Source organism: Speluncibacter jeojiensis (assembly GCF_029589495.1).
Lineage (GTDB): Bacteria > Actinomycetota > Actinomycetes > Mycobacteriales > Mycobacteriaceae > Speluncibacter > Speluncibacter jeojiensis.
Genome location: NZ_JAAIVF010000006.1, coordinates 1 through 14,602 on the forward strand (window position 1 = coordinate 1; position 14,602 = coordinate 14,602).

Here is a 14,602-nt window from a genome sequence, read left to right on the forward strand (position 1 = left end):
CACATCGATGGACGTGCACTGGCCCCTCGCGACCTGCGTCAGCGGCGCCTCGGCGATCAGTGTGTTACGTGAGCGCACCGAGACGGTGCCGTCCTTCGCGGTGACGAACAACCCGCGCTCGAGAGCAACACCTCGTTGTCCCTGCCGGGCTGCTGCGCGAGCCGGTCAACGGCCGTGCACGGAATCGACAGGTCGAGCTCGGTGGGTGCATACGACACCAGCGGGGCGGTCACCGCATTCAGACTGTGGTCCTGCGGCCAGTTCAACTGCGCAGTCGTCTGGGTAACAGGCAGGACCGGCGTCAACACGGCCAGCACGAACCCCAACAGCCCGGCCACCATCGCGACCAGGCGGACAACGCGCAGGCGCGCCGGCTCATCGCCGGACATACCACCCCCCGAGGTAGAGGATGCCGGTGCGGGGTCACTCACTGTGATCGACACGACAGGCGACCTTAGCTGAAGCCAGCAACTAAATCCCCCCCCCAGCGTCCCGGATTCAATCGGCTTGTCGTCATACCAGCCTTGTAAGGGTGCGCAGGATCGGCGGTGAGAACGATAGATTTCCGGTGTGAGGGTTTCCACGGGTGCGGCGGTCGTCTCGGTGGTGTGCGGCGCCGCGGTGTGGCTCTACGTCGCACCGCAACTGGTCAGCACGGGGCTCGTCGAAGCGGGGGAGTTGCTCGGTCTGCTGATCGTGGTGCCGACGCCGGTCGGATTGTTGGCTTCGCTCGTCGGAGTCGTTGCGGGAGTGGTCGGAATCGCCCGCGGCACGGACCGGTCGTGGACCGGTGCGCTGATGACCGTCGGACAGATCGTGACATGGGCGGTGGTCGCACTGGTCGTGGCATGGTCGCGTGCGGACGACGCGACCGGCTGGGAACTGCTGGCGTTGCCCGCGTCGCTGATGGTCGGCCAGGTCCTGGTCGTGGCGGGGTTGATCGCGGGTCGGGTGTGGCGTCGTCGTGGAAATACGCTGGGGGAGAGCGTGGTCGAGTGACCGACGGGGATCGATCGACCGAGCAGGCCCGGCCGCGCAAGCCGCCCGGTGCGGTCCATCTTGCCCTCACTCTCGTCCCGCTCGTCGTGTTGGCGTGCATCTACTACGACTGGTGGCCCTCCCGGTACGGCGCCGCCAGATGGGCCGACCCACTGCTGTTCGGCGCCGCGGCGGCGTTCGTACTGCCGATCTGCGCCGGGGTCTGGGCCATCCGTGCGCCGCACGCGGCGTGTGGCGTAGTTGAGGGTCGTGGTCGCGGGGACGATCATGGATGACGAGTGGTGCGCTGAGACGACTCCGGTTCGGGTGAGGGGAGGCGAGTATGGGGTCGGGCGAGGGTGCGATCCGTCCCCTTTACGGCTGGGACCCGTCACCCGACACGCACGGGGCGGCCTGGCTGAGCCCGTACGACCATCCGGTGCCTTTCGACCGTCATGTCAGGAGATGGCTCGACTCACGGTTCTCCCATTTGGTCCGGATTCTGCATCCGGCCTACGACAGTGCCGACCAGCCGGTGACCTGGCGGCAGATCGCCCGGACTCGCGGCGTGACAGTTGATGCCGGAACCTCGTTCGGCGCGTTGGTCGGCACACAGGATCCGAATGCGGTGCTGCCGGGGATCTTCGCGAGGAGACCCGTAGATGGGTCTCTGCCGGACGAAGTCATGCCGCCGCTGCAAGAACTACTGGGACCGTCGGGCACCTGCGGGTTGCTGTGGACCGGGTACGGCGGGCTCAGTGATGCAATGGCCTCCGCGGCGGTGGTCGGCGATGGCCCACAACGGTATTGGTCCCTCCGCGCGGTCGCAGATCCATTTGCTGCGACCATCACCTACGAATCGCCGAATTTCTGGTGGCCTGATGACCATTCCTGGTGTGTCGGGACCGGCATGGACAGTGTTGAGACCCTTGTCGCGTCGAACGATGAGGATGTGATCGACACAATCGTGCGATCGCCGGCGCTCGAAACAATCCGGCTCACGACCCATAGCAACAGAATGCCGTAAACGGCCGCGCCATCAGGCGGTGCGCGCCCCGTCGTCGTCGAAGTGAAGGCCGAAGTCGGCGGCCAGCCCACTACGACCGGCGTCGGTCAGGCGGACCGCGCGATGCGTCGGCGCGCGGCGCAGCCAATCGAGCTCGAACAGTCTGTCGGCCAGCGCGGCGCCGAGCGCCCCGGCGAGGTGATGGCGCTGTTCGGTCCAGTCCAGGCAGTAGCGGATCAGCGGCCGGCGTCCGGCGCGGAGCGCATCGACGTCCACTCCGAACGAACCCAGCAGCACCGCACCGTGCTCGGTGAGCAGGTAGTCGACGTCGTGCCCGGGAGCGGAGAACCGGTCGTCGGTGGCGGTCTCCGGATGGTGGATTCCGTCCCCGCCGGTGAGCGCCCCGTCGTCGAGTAGTGCGGCCATGAGCGCGACGCCGAGTCGTCCGGCGAGGTGGTCGTAACACAACCGCGAGCGACGCAGGGCGTGTGCGCGAGTGCCCTGGCGCAGCGATCGGACCGGCACTGTCGGCGCGATGGCCGCCAGCGCCTCGACCGCACGCATGACCCGATCGTCGCCGATGCGGTAGAAGCGGTGTCGTCCTTGGGTTTCGACGACGACCATCCCTCCGGCGCGCAGCTTCGCCAGATGCTCGGAGGCGGTGGAGGCGGCGACACCGGCCTCGGCGGCCAGCCGGCTCGCGGGCAGCGCCCGGCCGTCGGCCAGCGCCATCAGCAGCCGCGATCGTGCGGCGTCTCCGATCAGCGCCGCGGGGATGGAGATGTCGGCATCGCCCTTCACCCTTCCGACGGTAGCCCCGCGATGCTTCGGCGGGGACCGAAGGGATTCGGATGCAGGCTTTGATCATGCGCACACTGACGGTTCCGCGCCGCCCGACCGCAGGCCTACGCGAGGCCCTGGTACTCGTCGCCGTCTCGCTCGGGCAGTTCCTGATCCAGCTGGACCTGACCATCGTCAACGTCGCCCTGCCGAGCATCGGGGCGGATCTGGGGGTGTCCGCGTCCGGTCTGCAGTGGGTGGTCGACGGCTACAACGTGGCCATGGCGAGCCTGCTGCTGATCGGTGGGCGGCTCGGGGACCGGTCCGGTCACAAACGGGTGTACCTCGTCGGCATCGCCGTGTTCGCCCTCGGGTCGGGACTGTGCGCGGTCGCCCCCACCGCCGGGGAGCTCACCGCGTCCCGGATCCTGCAGGGGATCGGCGCGGCGATCGAACTGCCTGCCACGCTGGCGATCCTGTCGCACACGTTCACCGACCCGCGGCGGCGGGCGCAGGCGATGGGCATCTGGGCGTCGGTGGCGGGCAGCTCGCTGGTCATCGGGCCGGTCCTCGGCGGCGCCCTCGTTGCCGCATTCGGGTGGCGGTCGGTGTTCGTCGTCAACCTGCCCGTCGTCGTGCTGGTCGCGCTTCTCACGGTCCGTACCGTCCGCGCAGGCGACATTGAGCGCGGCGTCCGGTCACTCGACGTACGCGGTCAGATGCTCGGCTCGGCGGCGCTGGTGCTGCTGGCCGGCGGCGCCATCGAAGGCGGACGGCTGGGCTTCGCCTCGGCGCTTCCGGCCGGCCTGCTCGTCGCCGGTGCGCTGGCGCTCGTCGGGTTCGTCATCGCCGAGCGCCGGCACCCGGATCCGGTGCTACCGCTGGGCTACTTCCGCAACGCCGGATATGCCGCCGCGAACGTCAACGGGTTCGTGATGGGCTTCGCGACGATCGGGCTGCTGTTCGTGTTCTCACTGTTCTTCCAACAGGTACAAGGCTTTTCGCCTGTCGGCGCCGGAGCCAGGTTCCTGCCGCTGACGGTCGCGTTCGTGATCACCGGGCCCGTGGTCGGCCGGCTGATCGACCGACTCGGCCATCGCATGCCGATGGCGTCCGGCGCGGTGCTGGTGGCGGTGGGGGCGCTGCTCCTGCTGCGCGTCGATGCGGGCAGCGGATTGGCGCCGGTGGGGTGGCCGTTCGTGCTGATCGGTGTCGGCTACGGGCTGCTGTCCACACCGATGGCGGCCGCGGTCATGGGCGCGGTCCCGCCCGAGCGTGCCGGCATGGCGTCCTCGACCAACCTCACCGCGCGGCTCGTCGGCGGGGTCTTCGGCATCGCGGTGCTCGGCGCGTCGCTGCCGAACACGGTCGTGGACGCCCCGGACTTCCCGCAGCGGTTCGTCGACGGACTGCACGCGGCGCTGATCGCCGCCGCCGTGGTGGCGATGGCCGGTGCCGTCGTCGCGCTGCGCGGCCGGGCCGATCGATGACCGGCCTTCGCGGGTCGAGTTGTCCACAACCTCCCGCGTTCTCCACAGATCGTTTCGGGGGCGGGCCGGTGGCCGGTCCGCCGCCCTAACGTCGGCGACATGCGGACCAGTCGAGCGGATGTGCAGAGCCGGCAACGGCTTTCGAATGTCACCGCGCGGGGCACTGCGGTCGCCGGGCAAGACGCCGTCGTCGAGGGCGAACCGATAGACGAGGCGCACGAGCCGGCGCTCGATCTCGAACCCGACCCGCTGCCGACGTCACCCGGTTGGCTCACCGACACCGACGACGACGACGGTCACGTCGACACGGATCCGCACTCCGGATCCGCAGCCGGCCGCGAGTGGCTACCGGAGCGCTGGCGGGGCGCGCGCGTCGCGATCGGACGGCGCGGCGCGGTCGCGCTCGCGGTGGTCGGGCTGCTGGCGGCGGCCGGCGCGGGGGTCGGGGCGTGGCGCGACCGTCCGGTCACCCAACCGGCGCCGCCGCTGGCGGCCCCGGCCGTCGTGGCGAGCGAAAGTGCCACGCCCAGTGCCGCAGTGGAGGCGCCGGAAGAGATGGTGGTCAGCGTGCAGGGTCTGGTCAACGCGCCGGGACTCAAGCGGCTCGAGGTCGGCTCCCGCATCGCGGACGCGTTGGACGCGGCAGGCGGGGTGCTGCCGCAGGCGGACCTGATCAGCCTGAACATGGCCCAGCGGCTGTCGGACGGCGAACAGGTGCTGGTCGGCGTCGCGCCCGCGGACGGCGGTCCACCGCAACTCGGCAGCGCGACGGTCGGCGGGGCGGCCGCGAGCGGCACGACTGCCGGAGCGGCCGGGGGTGCCAAGGTCGACCTGAACGCGGCCGGTGCCGCGGAACTGGACGCGCTGCCCGGGGTGGGGCCGGCGACCGCGGAGGCGATCCTGCAGTGGCGCAAGGAGAACGGCCGGTTCGCGAGCGTCGACCAACTCGGTGAGGTGAAAGGTATCGGACCCGCGAAGCTGGCCAAGCTCAAGGACCTGGTGCGGGTGTGAGCCCGACCGGTGCCGCGGCGGAGGCGACCCCGCCTGATCTGCGGCTTCTCGTGGCCGCGGTGCTGTGCTGGACGGTCACCCTCGCGGGCATCGTGTTCGGTTGGGGGACAGCGCTGGTGGTCGCTGCGGTGTCGGTGCTCGCGGCCGCTGTGTTCGCGGTCCGCGCCCGCTCGGTGGATCGGGTGCGGTGGTGGTCGGGTGCGGCGGGGATCGCGCTGGTCGGGTGCGGCTACGCGGTCGCGATCGCCCTGCGGGCGCATGCGGTGACCGCGACCCAGTCGGCGATCGCAGGCCACGGCGGCGGCGCCCACCTTACGGCGACGTTGACCGACGACCCCCGGCCGCTGCCCACGGACACCGGCGCACCGGGCCGGGTGCTGGTGCGGGCTCGGCTCGACACGGTCCGCTTCGGCAACCGCACGACCCGCGTGCACGGGGCGATCGTCGTGTTCGCGCCGGCGGACGGCTGGAGAGGACTGCTGCCCGGGCAGCACGTGCGGTTCAGCGGTGGTGTGCGGCCGCCGTCGCGGGCGGACCTGACGGTCGCGACCGTGCAGACGGCCGACCCGCCGACACGGATCGGCCGGCCCTCGTGGATTCAGCGGGCGGCCGGATCGATCCGGTCGGCCTTCGCGGCACGGTGTCATCGGGTGCTCGCACCGAACGAGGCCGGTCTGCTGCCCGGTCTGGTGCTCGGCGACGTGTCGGCGCTGCCGGACCGAGTACGCGACCAGTTCACCACGGCCGGGCTGACCCACCTGACCGCCGTGTCGGGCAGCAACTTCGCGATCGTCTGCGGGGCGGTGCTGCTGGTGGTGCGACCGCTCGGCCCACGTCCGGCCGCGGTGCTGACCGGGGTGGCGCTCGTCGGATTCGTGATCCTGGTACGCCCCTCGCCCAGTGTGCTGCGGGCCGCATCGATGGGCGCGATCGCACTGTTCGCCCTGCTGCTGGGCCGGCGCAAGCAGGCGCTGCCGGCGCTGGCCTCGACCGTGTTGGCGCTGCTCGCCTGGACACCGGCGCTCGCGGTCGACATCGGTTTCGCGCTCTCGGTCGCGGCCACCGCCGCGCTGGTGCTGCTCGCCCCCACCTGGACCGACTGGCTGACCGCGCGGGGGTGTCCGACCGGGCTCGCCGAGGCGCTGTCGATCGCCGCGGCGGCGCAGGTCGCGACCGCACCGCTGATCGCGGGGATCTCCGGCCGGTTCAGCGTGGTCTCGCTCGCGGCGAACCTGGCGGCGGCCCCGGCGGTCGCGCCGGCCTCGCTGTTGGGGGCGGCCGGCGCGGTGCTCGCGATGGTCTGGCCGATGGGCGCAGAACTGTTGATCCGGTTGGCCGGGCCGGCGGTGTGGTGGCTGCTGAGGGTGGCCGACGCGGCGGTGCGGATGCCGTCCGCGTCGGTCCCGGTGGTCGGGGGAGTCGCCGGTGGACTGCTGCTGACGGTCGGCACTGTGGTCGCGTTCGGCGTGGTCCGCAGCGCGAGGATGCGAGTCGCGCTCGTCGTCGCGCTGGCCGGGTTCGCGCTGGTCTGGATCCCGTCACGATGGTCGCCGTGGTGACCCGGCCGGCCGTCCGAGCCGCGGGTGGTCGTGTCGGTGTCGCGTGGCACGATGCTGTGGTGAGCAACGCCGACGGACCTGCACCCCTGCACCTCGTTCTGGGGGACGAGGAACTACTCGTCGAGCGTGCGGTCGCCAGGGTGATCGCGGCGACCAGGGCGGCGTCCGGCGGTGCCGGCGACGAGGTGCCGGTGACCCGGTTGCGCGCCGGCGAGGCGACCGTCGCCGAACTGGCCGAACTGCTCAGCCCGTCGTTGTTCGCCGAGGACCGGGTGATCGTGCTGGAGGCCGCCGGCGAGGCGGGCAAGGAGCCCGCCACGCTGGTGCTCGACGCCGCCTCGTCGTTACCGGAGGGCGTCGTCCTGATCGTGCTGCACTCGGGCGGCGGCCGCGCCAAGGCGATGGCCCCCGCCCTGCAGAAGGCGGGGGCGCAGGTGCACGACTGCGCGAAGGTGACCAAGGCCCAGGATCGGATCGACTTCGTCCGCAGTGAGTTCCGGACGGCCGGGATCCGGGCCGCGCCGGAGGTGGTCGCGGCAGTGCTCGACGCGGTCGGCTCGGACCTGCGTGAGCTGGCGTCCGCCTGCTCGCAGTTGGCTGCCGACACCGGTGGTCGGGTCGACGAGGCGGCGGTGCGGAGGTACTACTCGGGCCGCGCCGAGGTGACGGGGTTCGAGGTGGCCGACAAGGCGGTCGCCGGCGACCGCGCCGGGGCACTCGAATCGCTGCGATGGGCCCTCGGTCGCGGCGTGGCGCACGTGCTGCTCGCCGATGCGCTCGCCGACGCTGTGCACACCCTCGCCCGCGTCGGGTCGGCCGGTCGCGGCGACCCGTACCGGCTGGCCACCGAACTCGGCATGCCGCCGTGGAAGATCAAGAAGGCACAGGGCGAGTTGCGCGGCTGGACCCCCGACTCGGTCGGCCGAGCGCTGGAGGTTGTCGCGATCCTGAACGCGGACGTGAAGGGCCAGGCGGCGGATCCGGACTACGCGATGGAGCGGGCCGTCGGCGCGGTCGCGACGCTTCGCGCCGGCCGCTGAGTGACCACGTCCGTGTGCGGGGCGGCTGAGTCGTCGCCACCGCGGAACTGACACATCGGCAGCGCCGGACACCGGGTGTCACAAGAGTCGCCGTCGCACGCGAAAGACCGCCCTGATCAGATGATCGGGCGGTCTTTCGGTGGCGCGATGAACTCCGGAGTGGAGCTCGGCCTCAGAGCTTGTTGGTGGCGAGGGCCATCGCCGACTTCTTGTTGGCGGCCTGGTTCGCGTGGATGACGCCCTTCGAGACGGCCTTGTCCAGCTGACGGCTGGTCGACTGCAGCAGCGCGGCGGCCTTGTCCTTGTCGCCGGAGGCCGCGGCCTCGCGGAAGCTACGGATGGCCGTGCGCAGCGCCGACTTCACCGACTGGTTGCGGAGGCGGTTGCGCTCGTTGGTGCCGATCCGCTTCACCTGGGACTTGATGTTGGCCACGCGTAAATCCTCTTGTCTTTGGTGGTACAGGAGTGCTGGAATGCTGCTCGAGTTCACTGTCCAGACGCCGTCGGATCCGGTGCGGAACCGCACGTGAAACCCGGCGCGTCTGTGCCGAACGTCGAGACTACCAGCCTGGGCGTACCCGCCCCAAACCGGTCGGCGGGCCGGTGCGGTTCAACTCCAGCTGTAGTCGGTCCGCAACCGTGCCGCCACCGTGTCGAATCGGGCCCGGTCGAGGACCGCGCCCTCGCGCCGGATGCCGTCCTCCGGCACGTCCAGCACCCGGTCCAGCCGGATCCAACTGGGCCGGTGCTCGCCGTCCCAGGCGCCGCTGCCGATCGGCATCCAGTTCGGGTCGTCCGCGCGTTTGTCCTGGCTCGAGAGCATCAGCCCGAGCAGCGTCGCACCGTCGCGCCCGACGACCAGCACCGGACGGTCCTTGCCCTCGTGCGGGTTCTCCTCGAACGTCACCCACGTCCACACGATCTCGCCCGGATCGGCGCGGCCGTCGAGGTCCGGCGCGTACTCGATGCGGCGGGCCCGGTGGGCGCTCGGCACCGCGGTCGAGGCGACCGGGCGCCCCGGGGTGATCGTCGGGTGGCCGGCCGATCCCTGATGGCCCGGCGGCGTCCGCTGCAACTGCCGCAGCAGGCGCGGCGCCTCGCGCAGCGCCGCCGATCCGAGTTGCCGGCCGGCCGTCGTCAACTTCTCCGTCGTGGCTCTGTCCGGCGGCCATTTCCCGGGCAGCCATTTGCCAGGGTTCCACTTCCCGGTCATGACCGCCGAGCCTAGCGGTGTGGGGGTGTGGCGGGGCCGGTGACGTTCGACGGGCCGGTCGTTCGTGGGAGGATGGTCACGCGCCTTCCGTACCGATGCCCGTACCCACGCCCGACCATCCCAGAGGACACACGTGCCCAGCTTCGCCGACACGACGTTCACCGATCCCGCGAAGATCAGGAACTTCTGCATCATCGCTCATATCGACCACGGCAAATCGACGCTGGCCGATCGCATGCTGCAGCTGACCGGGGTGGTCGAGGAGCGGGCGATGCGCGCGCAGTACCTGGACCGGATGGACATCGAGCGCGAGCGTGGCATCACGATCAAGGCGCAGAACGTCCGGCTGCCGTGGACCGTCAAGGGCGCCGACGGCGCCGACGAAAACTACGTCATGCACCTGATCGACACTCCCGGGCACGTCGACTTCACCTACGAGGTCTCGCGGGCGCTCGAGGCCTGCGAGGGTGCGATCCTGCTGGTCGACGCCGCGCAGGGCATCGAGGCGCAGACGCTGGCGAACCTGTATCTGGCGCTGGACAAGGATCTGACGATCATCCCGGTCCTCAACAAGATCGACCTGCCGGCGGCCGACCCGGACCGGTACGCCGCCGAGCTGGCGCACATCGTCGGCTGCGAGCCCGAGGATGTGCTGCGGGTGTCCGGCAAGACCGGCGTCGGTGTCGCGGAACTGCTCGACGAGGTGGTCCGGCAGATCCCGCCGCCGGTCGGCGAGGCGGACGCGCCGGCGCGCGCGATGATCTTCGACTCCGTGTACGACACCTACCGCGGCGTGGTCACCTACGTCCGTGTCGTCGACGGCAAGATCGTGCCGCGTCAGAAGATCAAGATGATGTCCACCGGCGCCACCCACGAACTGCTCGAGGTCGGCATCGTCTCGCCCGAGCCCAAGCCCACCCAGGGCCTCGGCGTCGGCGAGGTCGGCTACCTGATCACCGGTGTGAAGGACGTGCGCCAGTCGAAGGTCGGCGACACCGTGACCACCGCCCGCGACAGCGCGACCGAGCCGCTCACCGGCTACCGCGAGCCGCGGCCGATGGTCTACTCGGGCCTGTATCCGGTGGACGGCTCCGACTACCCGGACCTGCGCGACGCCCTCGACAAACTGCAGCTCAACGACGCCGCACTGACCTACGAGCCCGAGACGTCGGTGGCGCTCGGGTTCGGTTTCCGCTGCGGCTTCCTGGGCCTGTTGCACATGGAGATCACCCGCGAACGGCTCGAGCGCGAGTTCGGCCTGGACCTGATCTCGACCTCGCCGAACGTGGTGTACCGGGTGGTCACCGAGGGCGGGCAGGAGCAGATCGTCACCAACCCGTCGTACTGGCCGGAAGGCAAGATGCGGGAGATCTACGAGCCGATCGTCAAGTGCACGATCATCTCGCCAAGTGAGTTCATCGGCTCGATCATGGAGCTGTGCCAGTCGCGCCGGGGCGAGCTCGGCGGCATGGACTATCTGTCCGAGACCCGCGTCGAGTTGCGGTACACGTTGCCGATGGCGGAGATCATCTTCGACTTCTTCGACTCGCTCAAGTCCCGCACCCGGGGCTACGCCAGCCTCGACTACGAGGAGGCCGGCGAGCAGCTGTCCGACCTCGTCAAGGTCGACATCCTGTTGCAGGGCGAGGCGGTCGATGCGTTCAGCGCGATCGTCCACAAGGATGCGGCGTTCGCGTACGGCAACAAGATGACCACCAAGCTCAAGGAGCTGATCCCGCGCCAGCAGTTCGAGGTGCCGGTGCAGGCCGCGATCGGCTCGAAGATCATTGCGCGCGAGAACATTCGCGCGATCCGCAAGGACGTGCTCGCCAAGTGCTACGGCGGCGACATCAGCCGTAAGCGCAAGCTGCTCGAGAAGCAGAAGGAAGGCAAGAAGCGGATGAAGACGATCGGCCGGGTCGAGGTGCCGCAGGAGGCCTTCGTCGCCGCGCTGTCGTCGGAGGCGAGTTCCGACAAGCCGAAGAAGTAGCCCTGTGCGTGAGTTGCGGGGCCCGGCCCCGAAACTCACGCACAGGCGACCGAAGGGAGCGAACTGTGATCGACACCTGGCTTACCCGCGAACTCGGCATCCGGGTCCCGATCCTCGGGGCACCGATGGGCGGGCGAGCCGGTGGACGGCTCACCGGCGAGGTCAGCAAGGCCGGCGGTCTCGGGCTGCTCGGTGCGGCTCGCTACGCGACCCGTGAGTGGATCGCAGCCGAATCCGCCGTCGCCCGACAGATCGGTGGCGACCTCGGGATCGGGCTGATGACCTGGTCGCTTTACGACGACGACGCGCTGCTCGACGCGGCGGTCGCCGAGAAGCCGAAGGTGATCTCGCTGTCCTTCGGAGACCCCGCACCGTTCGTGCCGCGGGCGCACGCGGCCGGCGCGCTGGTGTGTTCACAGATCAACAACGTCGAGGATCTCCGGGTCGTCGAGGCCGCCGGCGTGGACTTCGTGGTGGCGCAGGGCACCGAGGCCGGCGGGCATACCGGGAGTATCGGCACGCTGCCGCTGCTGCAGCAGATCCTCGAGTCCACCGACCTGCCGGTCGTGGCGGCCGGTGGCATCGCCACCGGCCGTGGCCTGGCAGCGGTACTCGCGGCGGGTGCGGAGGGCGCCTGGATCGGGACAGCGCTGTTGGCCAGCCCGGAGACGATAGGTCCGGCGTTCGCCCCGCAACGGCTGGTCGACGCCGACTCGACCGACACCGTCTACACGTCGATCTTCGACCGTGCGCGTGACCAGCCGTGGCCGGAGCGGTGGGGCGGCCGGGCGCTGGTCAACGAGTACACGGAGACCTGGCAGGACCGCGGTGCCGACAAGGCGACGCTGGCGCAGGCCTACGACGCGACCAACCCGGAACTGGCGGTCGTCTACGCCGGCGAGGCGGCGGGTTTGGTCAACGCTATCCGTCCTGCGGGCGATGTCGTGCGCGACATCGCCGAGGGTGCCGAGCGGCAGCTGGCGCGCTTCCGGAAGTGAGTTCGCCGGCGGGACCGGCCGGCCGCTGAGCCGACCGGCGGCCGGGCCCGCCGACCTGCGCTCAGCGGTGACAGACCGCCTCGATGTTGTTGCCGTCGGGGTCGCGGACGAACGCGCCGTAGTAGCCCGGGTGGTACTCGGGCCACTCCCGCGGCGCGTGCAGTACCTCGGCCCCTGCGTCGACCGCCGCGGCGAAGAACGCGTCGACGGTGGCGCGGTCGGCTGCCGCGAACGCGATGTGCGACTCGCGGAATCCTGCGTCGGCGGGGGTCCGGGGCGAGAGCCAGAAGTCGGGGCTCGGCGGGATGCCGTAGCCGATGACATCGGCGCCGTCGATCTCCATCATCCTGGTCGCCCCCAGTGTGCCGAGGACTCGGTCGTAGAACGTGGCGGCGACGGCGACGTCGGCGCATTGAATTCCCAAGTGGTCCAGCATGTGCGACACCTTCTCACAGCCAACCGACAGGTGTGGGCGGAAGCGGTCAGACCTGCGAGTGCGCGGGCTGGAACAGCCCCGCGTTCTGGTCCTGCTCGGCGCGGATGACGTGCACCACGGCGTTGATCAGCGCCAGGTGGGTGAACGCCTGCGGGAAGTTGCCCAGGTGCCGGCCACTGCGCGGATCGAGTTCTTCCGCATACAGGTGCAGCGGGCTGGCCAGCGACAGCAACCGCTCGCACAGTCGCCGCGCCCGGTCGACCTCGCCGATCTCGACCAGAGCCGAGACCAGCCAGAACGAACAGATCGTGAACGTGCCCTCCTCGCCGGAGAGGCCGTCGTCGGTGGTGTCGGTCCGGTAGCGCAGCACCAGACCGTCGACGGTCAACTCGTCGGCGATCGCCAGCACCGTCGCCTTCACCCGCGGATCGTCCGACGGCAGGAACCGGCGCAGCACCACGAGCAGCAGCGACGCGTCCAGCGAGGAGTCGCCGTAGCGCTGCGTGAACACCCCGCGCTCGTCGACGCCGTGCTCGAGGATGTCCGCCTTGATCTCGTCGGCGATCCCGTTCCACTGCTTGGCGTAGTTCGGTTTGCCGTGCAGCGCAGCCAGCTTGGCGCCACGGTCCAGGGCCACCCAGCACATGATCTTCGACGAGGTGAAGTGCTGGGGCTCGCCGCGGACCTCCCAGATACCGCGGTCGGGTTTGGCCCAGTGCTTGATGGCCTCGTGGACCTGACGCTCGATCAGCGGCCACAGGAACTCCGGCAGCTGCTCGCGGGACCGGATGTGCAGGTACACCGAATCGAGGATCGCGCCCCAGATGTCGTGCTGCTGTTGCTTGTACGCGCCGTTGCCGATCCGCACCGGTCGGGCCCCGTCGTATCCGCTGAGATGGAGCAGTTCCTGTTCCTCCAGGGACCGTTCGCCGCCGATGCCGTACATCACCTGCAGCGGGTGCTGGTCGGCCTCGTCCTCCTGGCCGCACACGTCGGCAATGAACGCGAAGAAGTCGTCGGCCTCCCGGTCGAGACCGAGCGTGTAGAGGCCCCACAGCGCGAACGTCGAGTCGCGCACCCAGCTGTAGCGGTAGTCCCAGTTGCGTTCGCCCCCCGGGGTCTCGGGCAGCGAGGTCGTCGCCGCCGCCAGCAGGGCGCCGGTCGGCGCATAAGCCAGTCCCTTGAGCGTCAGGGCGCTGCGCTGCAACTGATCCCGCCAGGGGTGGTCGGGGAATTGGCCGATGTTGATCCACTGCCGCCAGCACTCGGCCGTGCGCCACATCCGGTCGGCGGCCTCCTGATATGTCGACGGCGCGGGGAACGCCGACCACGACAGCGCGACGAAGCACTCGTCGCCCTCGGACATGCGGGTGCGGGCGCGGGCCTCACGACCCTCCAGGCCCAGCCGCAGGTTGGTGGTGAGCTTGAGCGTCGGCTGGTCGGCGGCGAGCGGGCCCGTCGGCCGGCAGGTCGCCGTCGCCTCCTCGTAGGCGGTGCCGGTGTACTCCCACTGCGCGGCGGCGCGGTGGTAGTTGAACGCGGGCTCGCAGCTCACGCCGAGCTCGACGGTGCCGTTGACACAGCGGATGGTGCGCAGCAGCACGTGTTCGGCGTCCCAGTCGTTCGGTGTGCGCCGGTGCGTCCGCGAGCGGCTGTCGGTGTTGTGCCAGGGCCCCATCACCAGCGCGTCGCGCACGATCAGCCAGCCGGTGTCGGTCTGCCAGGTGGTCTCCAGGATCAGGCTGCCCGGCAGATAGCGACGCGCGGCGGGCACGTTCACCCCGTACGGGCCGACCCGGAAGTGGCCGGCGCTGCGGTCGAGCAGCGAACCGAAGATGCTGGGGGAGTCGGGTCGGGGCACGCACATCCACTCGACCGCGCCGTTGCGGGCGATCAGGCAGTTGCACTCGCAGTCGGACAGGAACGCGTAGTCGGCGATGGGCGGAAAAGGGCTGCGAGTGGAGGTCGGCCCGAACAGCGGACGGTTCTCGACGGCATCGTCAGACTGATCCATCGCTCCATCATTTCCCGGCGCGCCGGTGTCGTCCATCACTTGCGCACACTGTGTCGTGTGGGCGCGGTCCGGCCAACCATTAGGCTG

General features: G+C 70.3%; 14 protein-coding genes and 1 pseudogene. 9 read left to right on the forward strand and 6 right to left on the reverse strand.

The genetic code is table 11. The features are described from left to right. Positions 1–389, reverse strand: a pseudogene (locus G4X40_RS16965) (arabinosyltransferase); the annotation flags it as partial. Between the two features lie 181 nt (positions 390–570). Here G4X40_RS16965 and G4X40_RS16970 point away from each other — a divergent pair. The 3 genes from G4X40_RS16970 to G4X40_RS16980 are packed head-to-tail and all read left to right on the forward strand — an operon-like array spanning position 571 to position 2,005. Next, positions 571–999 (forward strand): hypothetical protein, encoded by a 429-nt coding sequence (locus G4X40_RS16970; RefSeq protein ID WP_277834198.1) that lies wholly within the window; start codon positions 571–573, stop codon positions 997–999. Continuing rightward, the gene (locus G4X40_RS16975) at positions 996–1,274 is read left to right on the forward strand and encodes a hypothetical protein (RefSeq protein WP_277834200.1); all 279 of its coding nucleotides are present in this window, start codon (positions 996–998) and stop codon (positions 1,272–1,274) included. The genes G4X40_RS16970 and G4X40_RS16975 overlap by 4 nt, the downstream gene beginning before the upstream one ends. A gap of 47 nt (positions 1,275–1,321) precedes the next feature. Continuing rightward, positions 1,322–2,005: a hypothetical protein gene (locus tag G4X40_RS16980; protein ID WP_277834202.1), complete on the forward strand. Its 684-nt coding sequence runs from the start codon at positions 1,322–1,324 to the stop codon at positions 2,003–2,005. 12 nt (positions 2,006–2,017) lie between these two features. Here the strand turns inward: G4X40_RS16980 and G4X40_RS16985 are convergent, their stop codons facing one another. Further along, on the reverse strand, positions 2,018–2,785 hold the full coding sequence (locus G4X40_RS16985) for an ArsR/SmtB family transcription factor (protein ID WP_277834203.1): 768 nt from the start codon (positions 2,783–2,785) through the stop codon (positions 2,018–2,020). A 65-nt stretch (positions 2,786–2,850) separates the two neighbouring features. Here G4X40_RS16985 and G4X40_RS16990 point away from each other — a divergent pair, with 65 nt between their 5' ends. The 4 genes from G4X40_RS16990 (at position 2,851) to holA (ending at position 7,864) form a co-directional block, all read left to right on the forward strand. Continuing rightward, positions 2,851–4,254 carry an MFS transporter gene (locus G4X40_RS16990; RefSeq protein ID WP_277834205.1) on the forward strand — a complete coding sequence of 468 codons (1,404 nt, stop codon included), beginning with the start codon at positions 2,851–2,853 and terminating at the stop codon, positions 4,252–4,254. 99 nt (positions 4,255–4,353) lie between these two features. Continuing rightward, the gene (locus G4X40_RS16995; protein ID WP_277834206.1) at positions 4,354–5,265 is read left to right on the forward strand and encodes a helix-hairpin-helix domain-containing protein; all 912 of its coding nucleotides are present in this window, start codon (positions 4,354–4,356) and stop codon (positions 5,263–5,265) included. Further along, the gene (locus G4X40_RS17000) at positions 5,262–6,824 is read left to right on the forward strand and encodes a ComEC/Rec2 family competence protein (protein ID WP_277834209.1); all 1,563 of its coding nucleotides are present in this window, start codon (positions 5,262–5,264) and stop codon (positions 6,822–6,824) included. Before G4X40_RS16995 ends, G4X40_RS17000 begins: the two co-directional genes overlap by 4 nt. Positions 6,825–6,883: 59 nt before the next feature. After that, on the forward strand, positions 6,884–7,864 hold the full coding sequence (holA, locus tag G4X40_RS17005) for a DNA polymerase III subunit delta (protein WP_277834211.1): 981 nt from the start codon (positions 6,884–6,886) through the stop codon (positions 7,862–7,864). A 172-nt stretch (positions 7,865–8,036) separates the two neighbouring features. Here the strand turns inward: holA and rpsT are convergent, their stop codons facing one another. Next, positions 8,037–8,297, reverse strand: a complete 261-nt coding sequence (rpsT, locus tag G4X40_RS17010; RefSeq protein ID WP_277834213.1) for a 30S ribosomal protein S20 — start codon at positions 8,295–8,297, stop codon at positions 8,037–8,039. A gap of 177 nt (positions 8,298–8,474) precedes the next feature. After that, the gene (locus G4X40_RS17015; protein WP_277834217.1) at positions 8,475–9,077 is read right to left on the reverse strand and encodes a type II toxin-antitoxin system PemK/MazF family toxin; all 603 of its coding nucleotides are present in this window, start codon (positions 9,075–9,077) and stop codon (positions 8,475–8,477) included. A 133-nt stretch (positions 9,078–9,210) separates the two neighbouring features. On the opposite strand from G4X40_RS17015, the gene lepA reads away from it, so the two are divergent. After that, positions 9,211–11,067, forward strand: coding sequence for a translation elongation factor 4 (lepA, locus tag G4X40_RS17020; protein WP_277834219.1), 1,857 nt, complete (start codon positions 9,211–9,213; stop codon positions 11,065–11,067). 65 nt (positions 11,068–11,132) lie between these two features. Beyond that, positions 11,133–12,065, forward strand: a complete 933-nt coding sequence (locus G4X40_RS17025; protein ID WP_277834221.1) for an NAD(P)H-dependent flavin oxidoreductase — start codon at positions 11,133–11,135, stop codon at positions 12,063–12,065. A 61-nt stretch (positions 12,066–12,126) separates the two neighbouring features. On the opposite strand, the gene G4X40_RS17030 is transcribed toward G4X40_RS17025, so the two are convergent. After that, positions 12,127–12,501, reverse strand: coding sequence for a VOC family protein (locus G4X40_RS17030; protein WP_277834223.1), 375 nt, complete (start codon positions 12,499–12,501; stop codon positions 12,127–12,129). 46 nt (positions 12,502–12,547) lie between these two features. Next, positions 12,548–14,515: a glycoside hydrolase family 15 protein gene (locus tag G4X40_RS17035; protein WP_277834225.1), complete on the reverse strand. Its 1,968-nt coding sequence runs from the start codon at positions 14,513–14,515 to the stop codon at positions 12,548–12,550. Positions 14,516–14,602 lie beyond the last annotated feature (87 nt).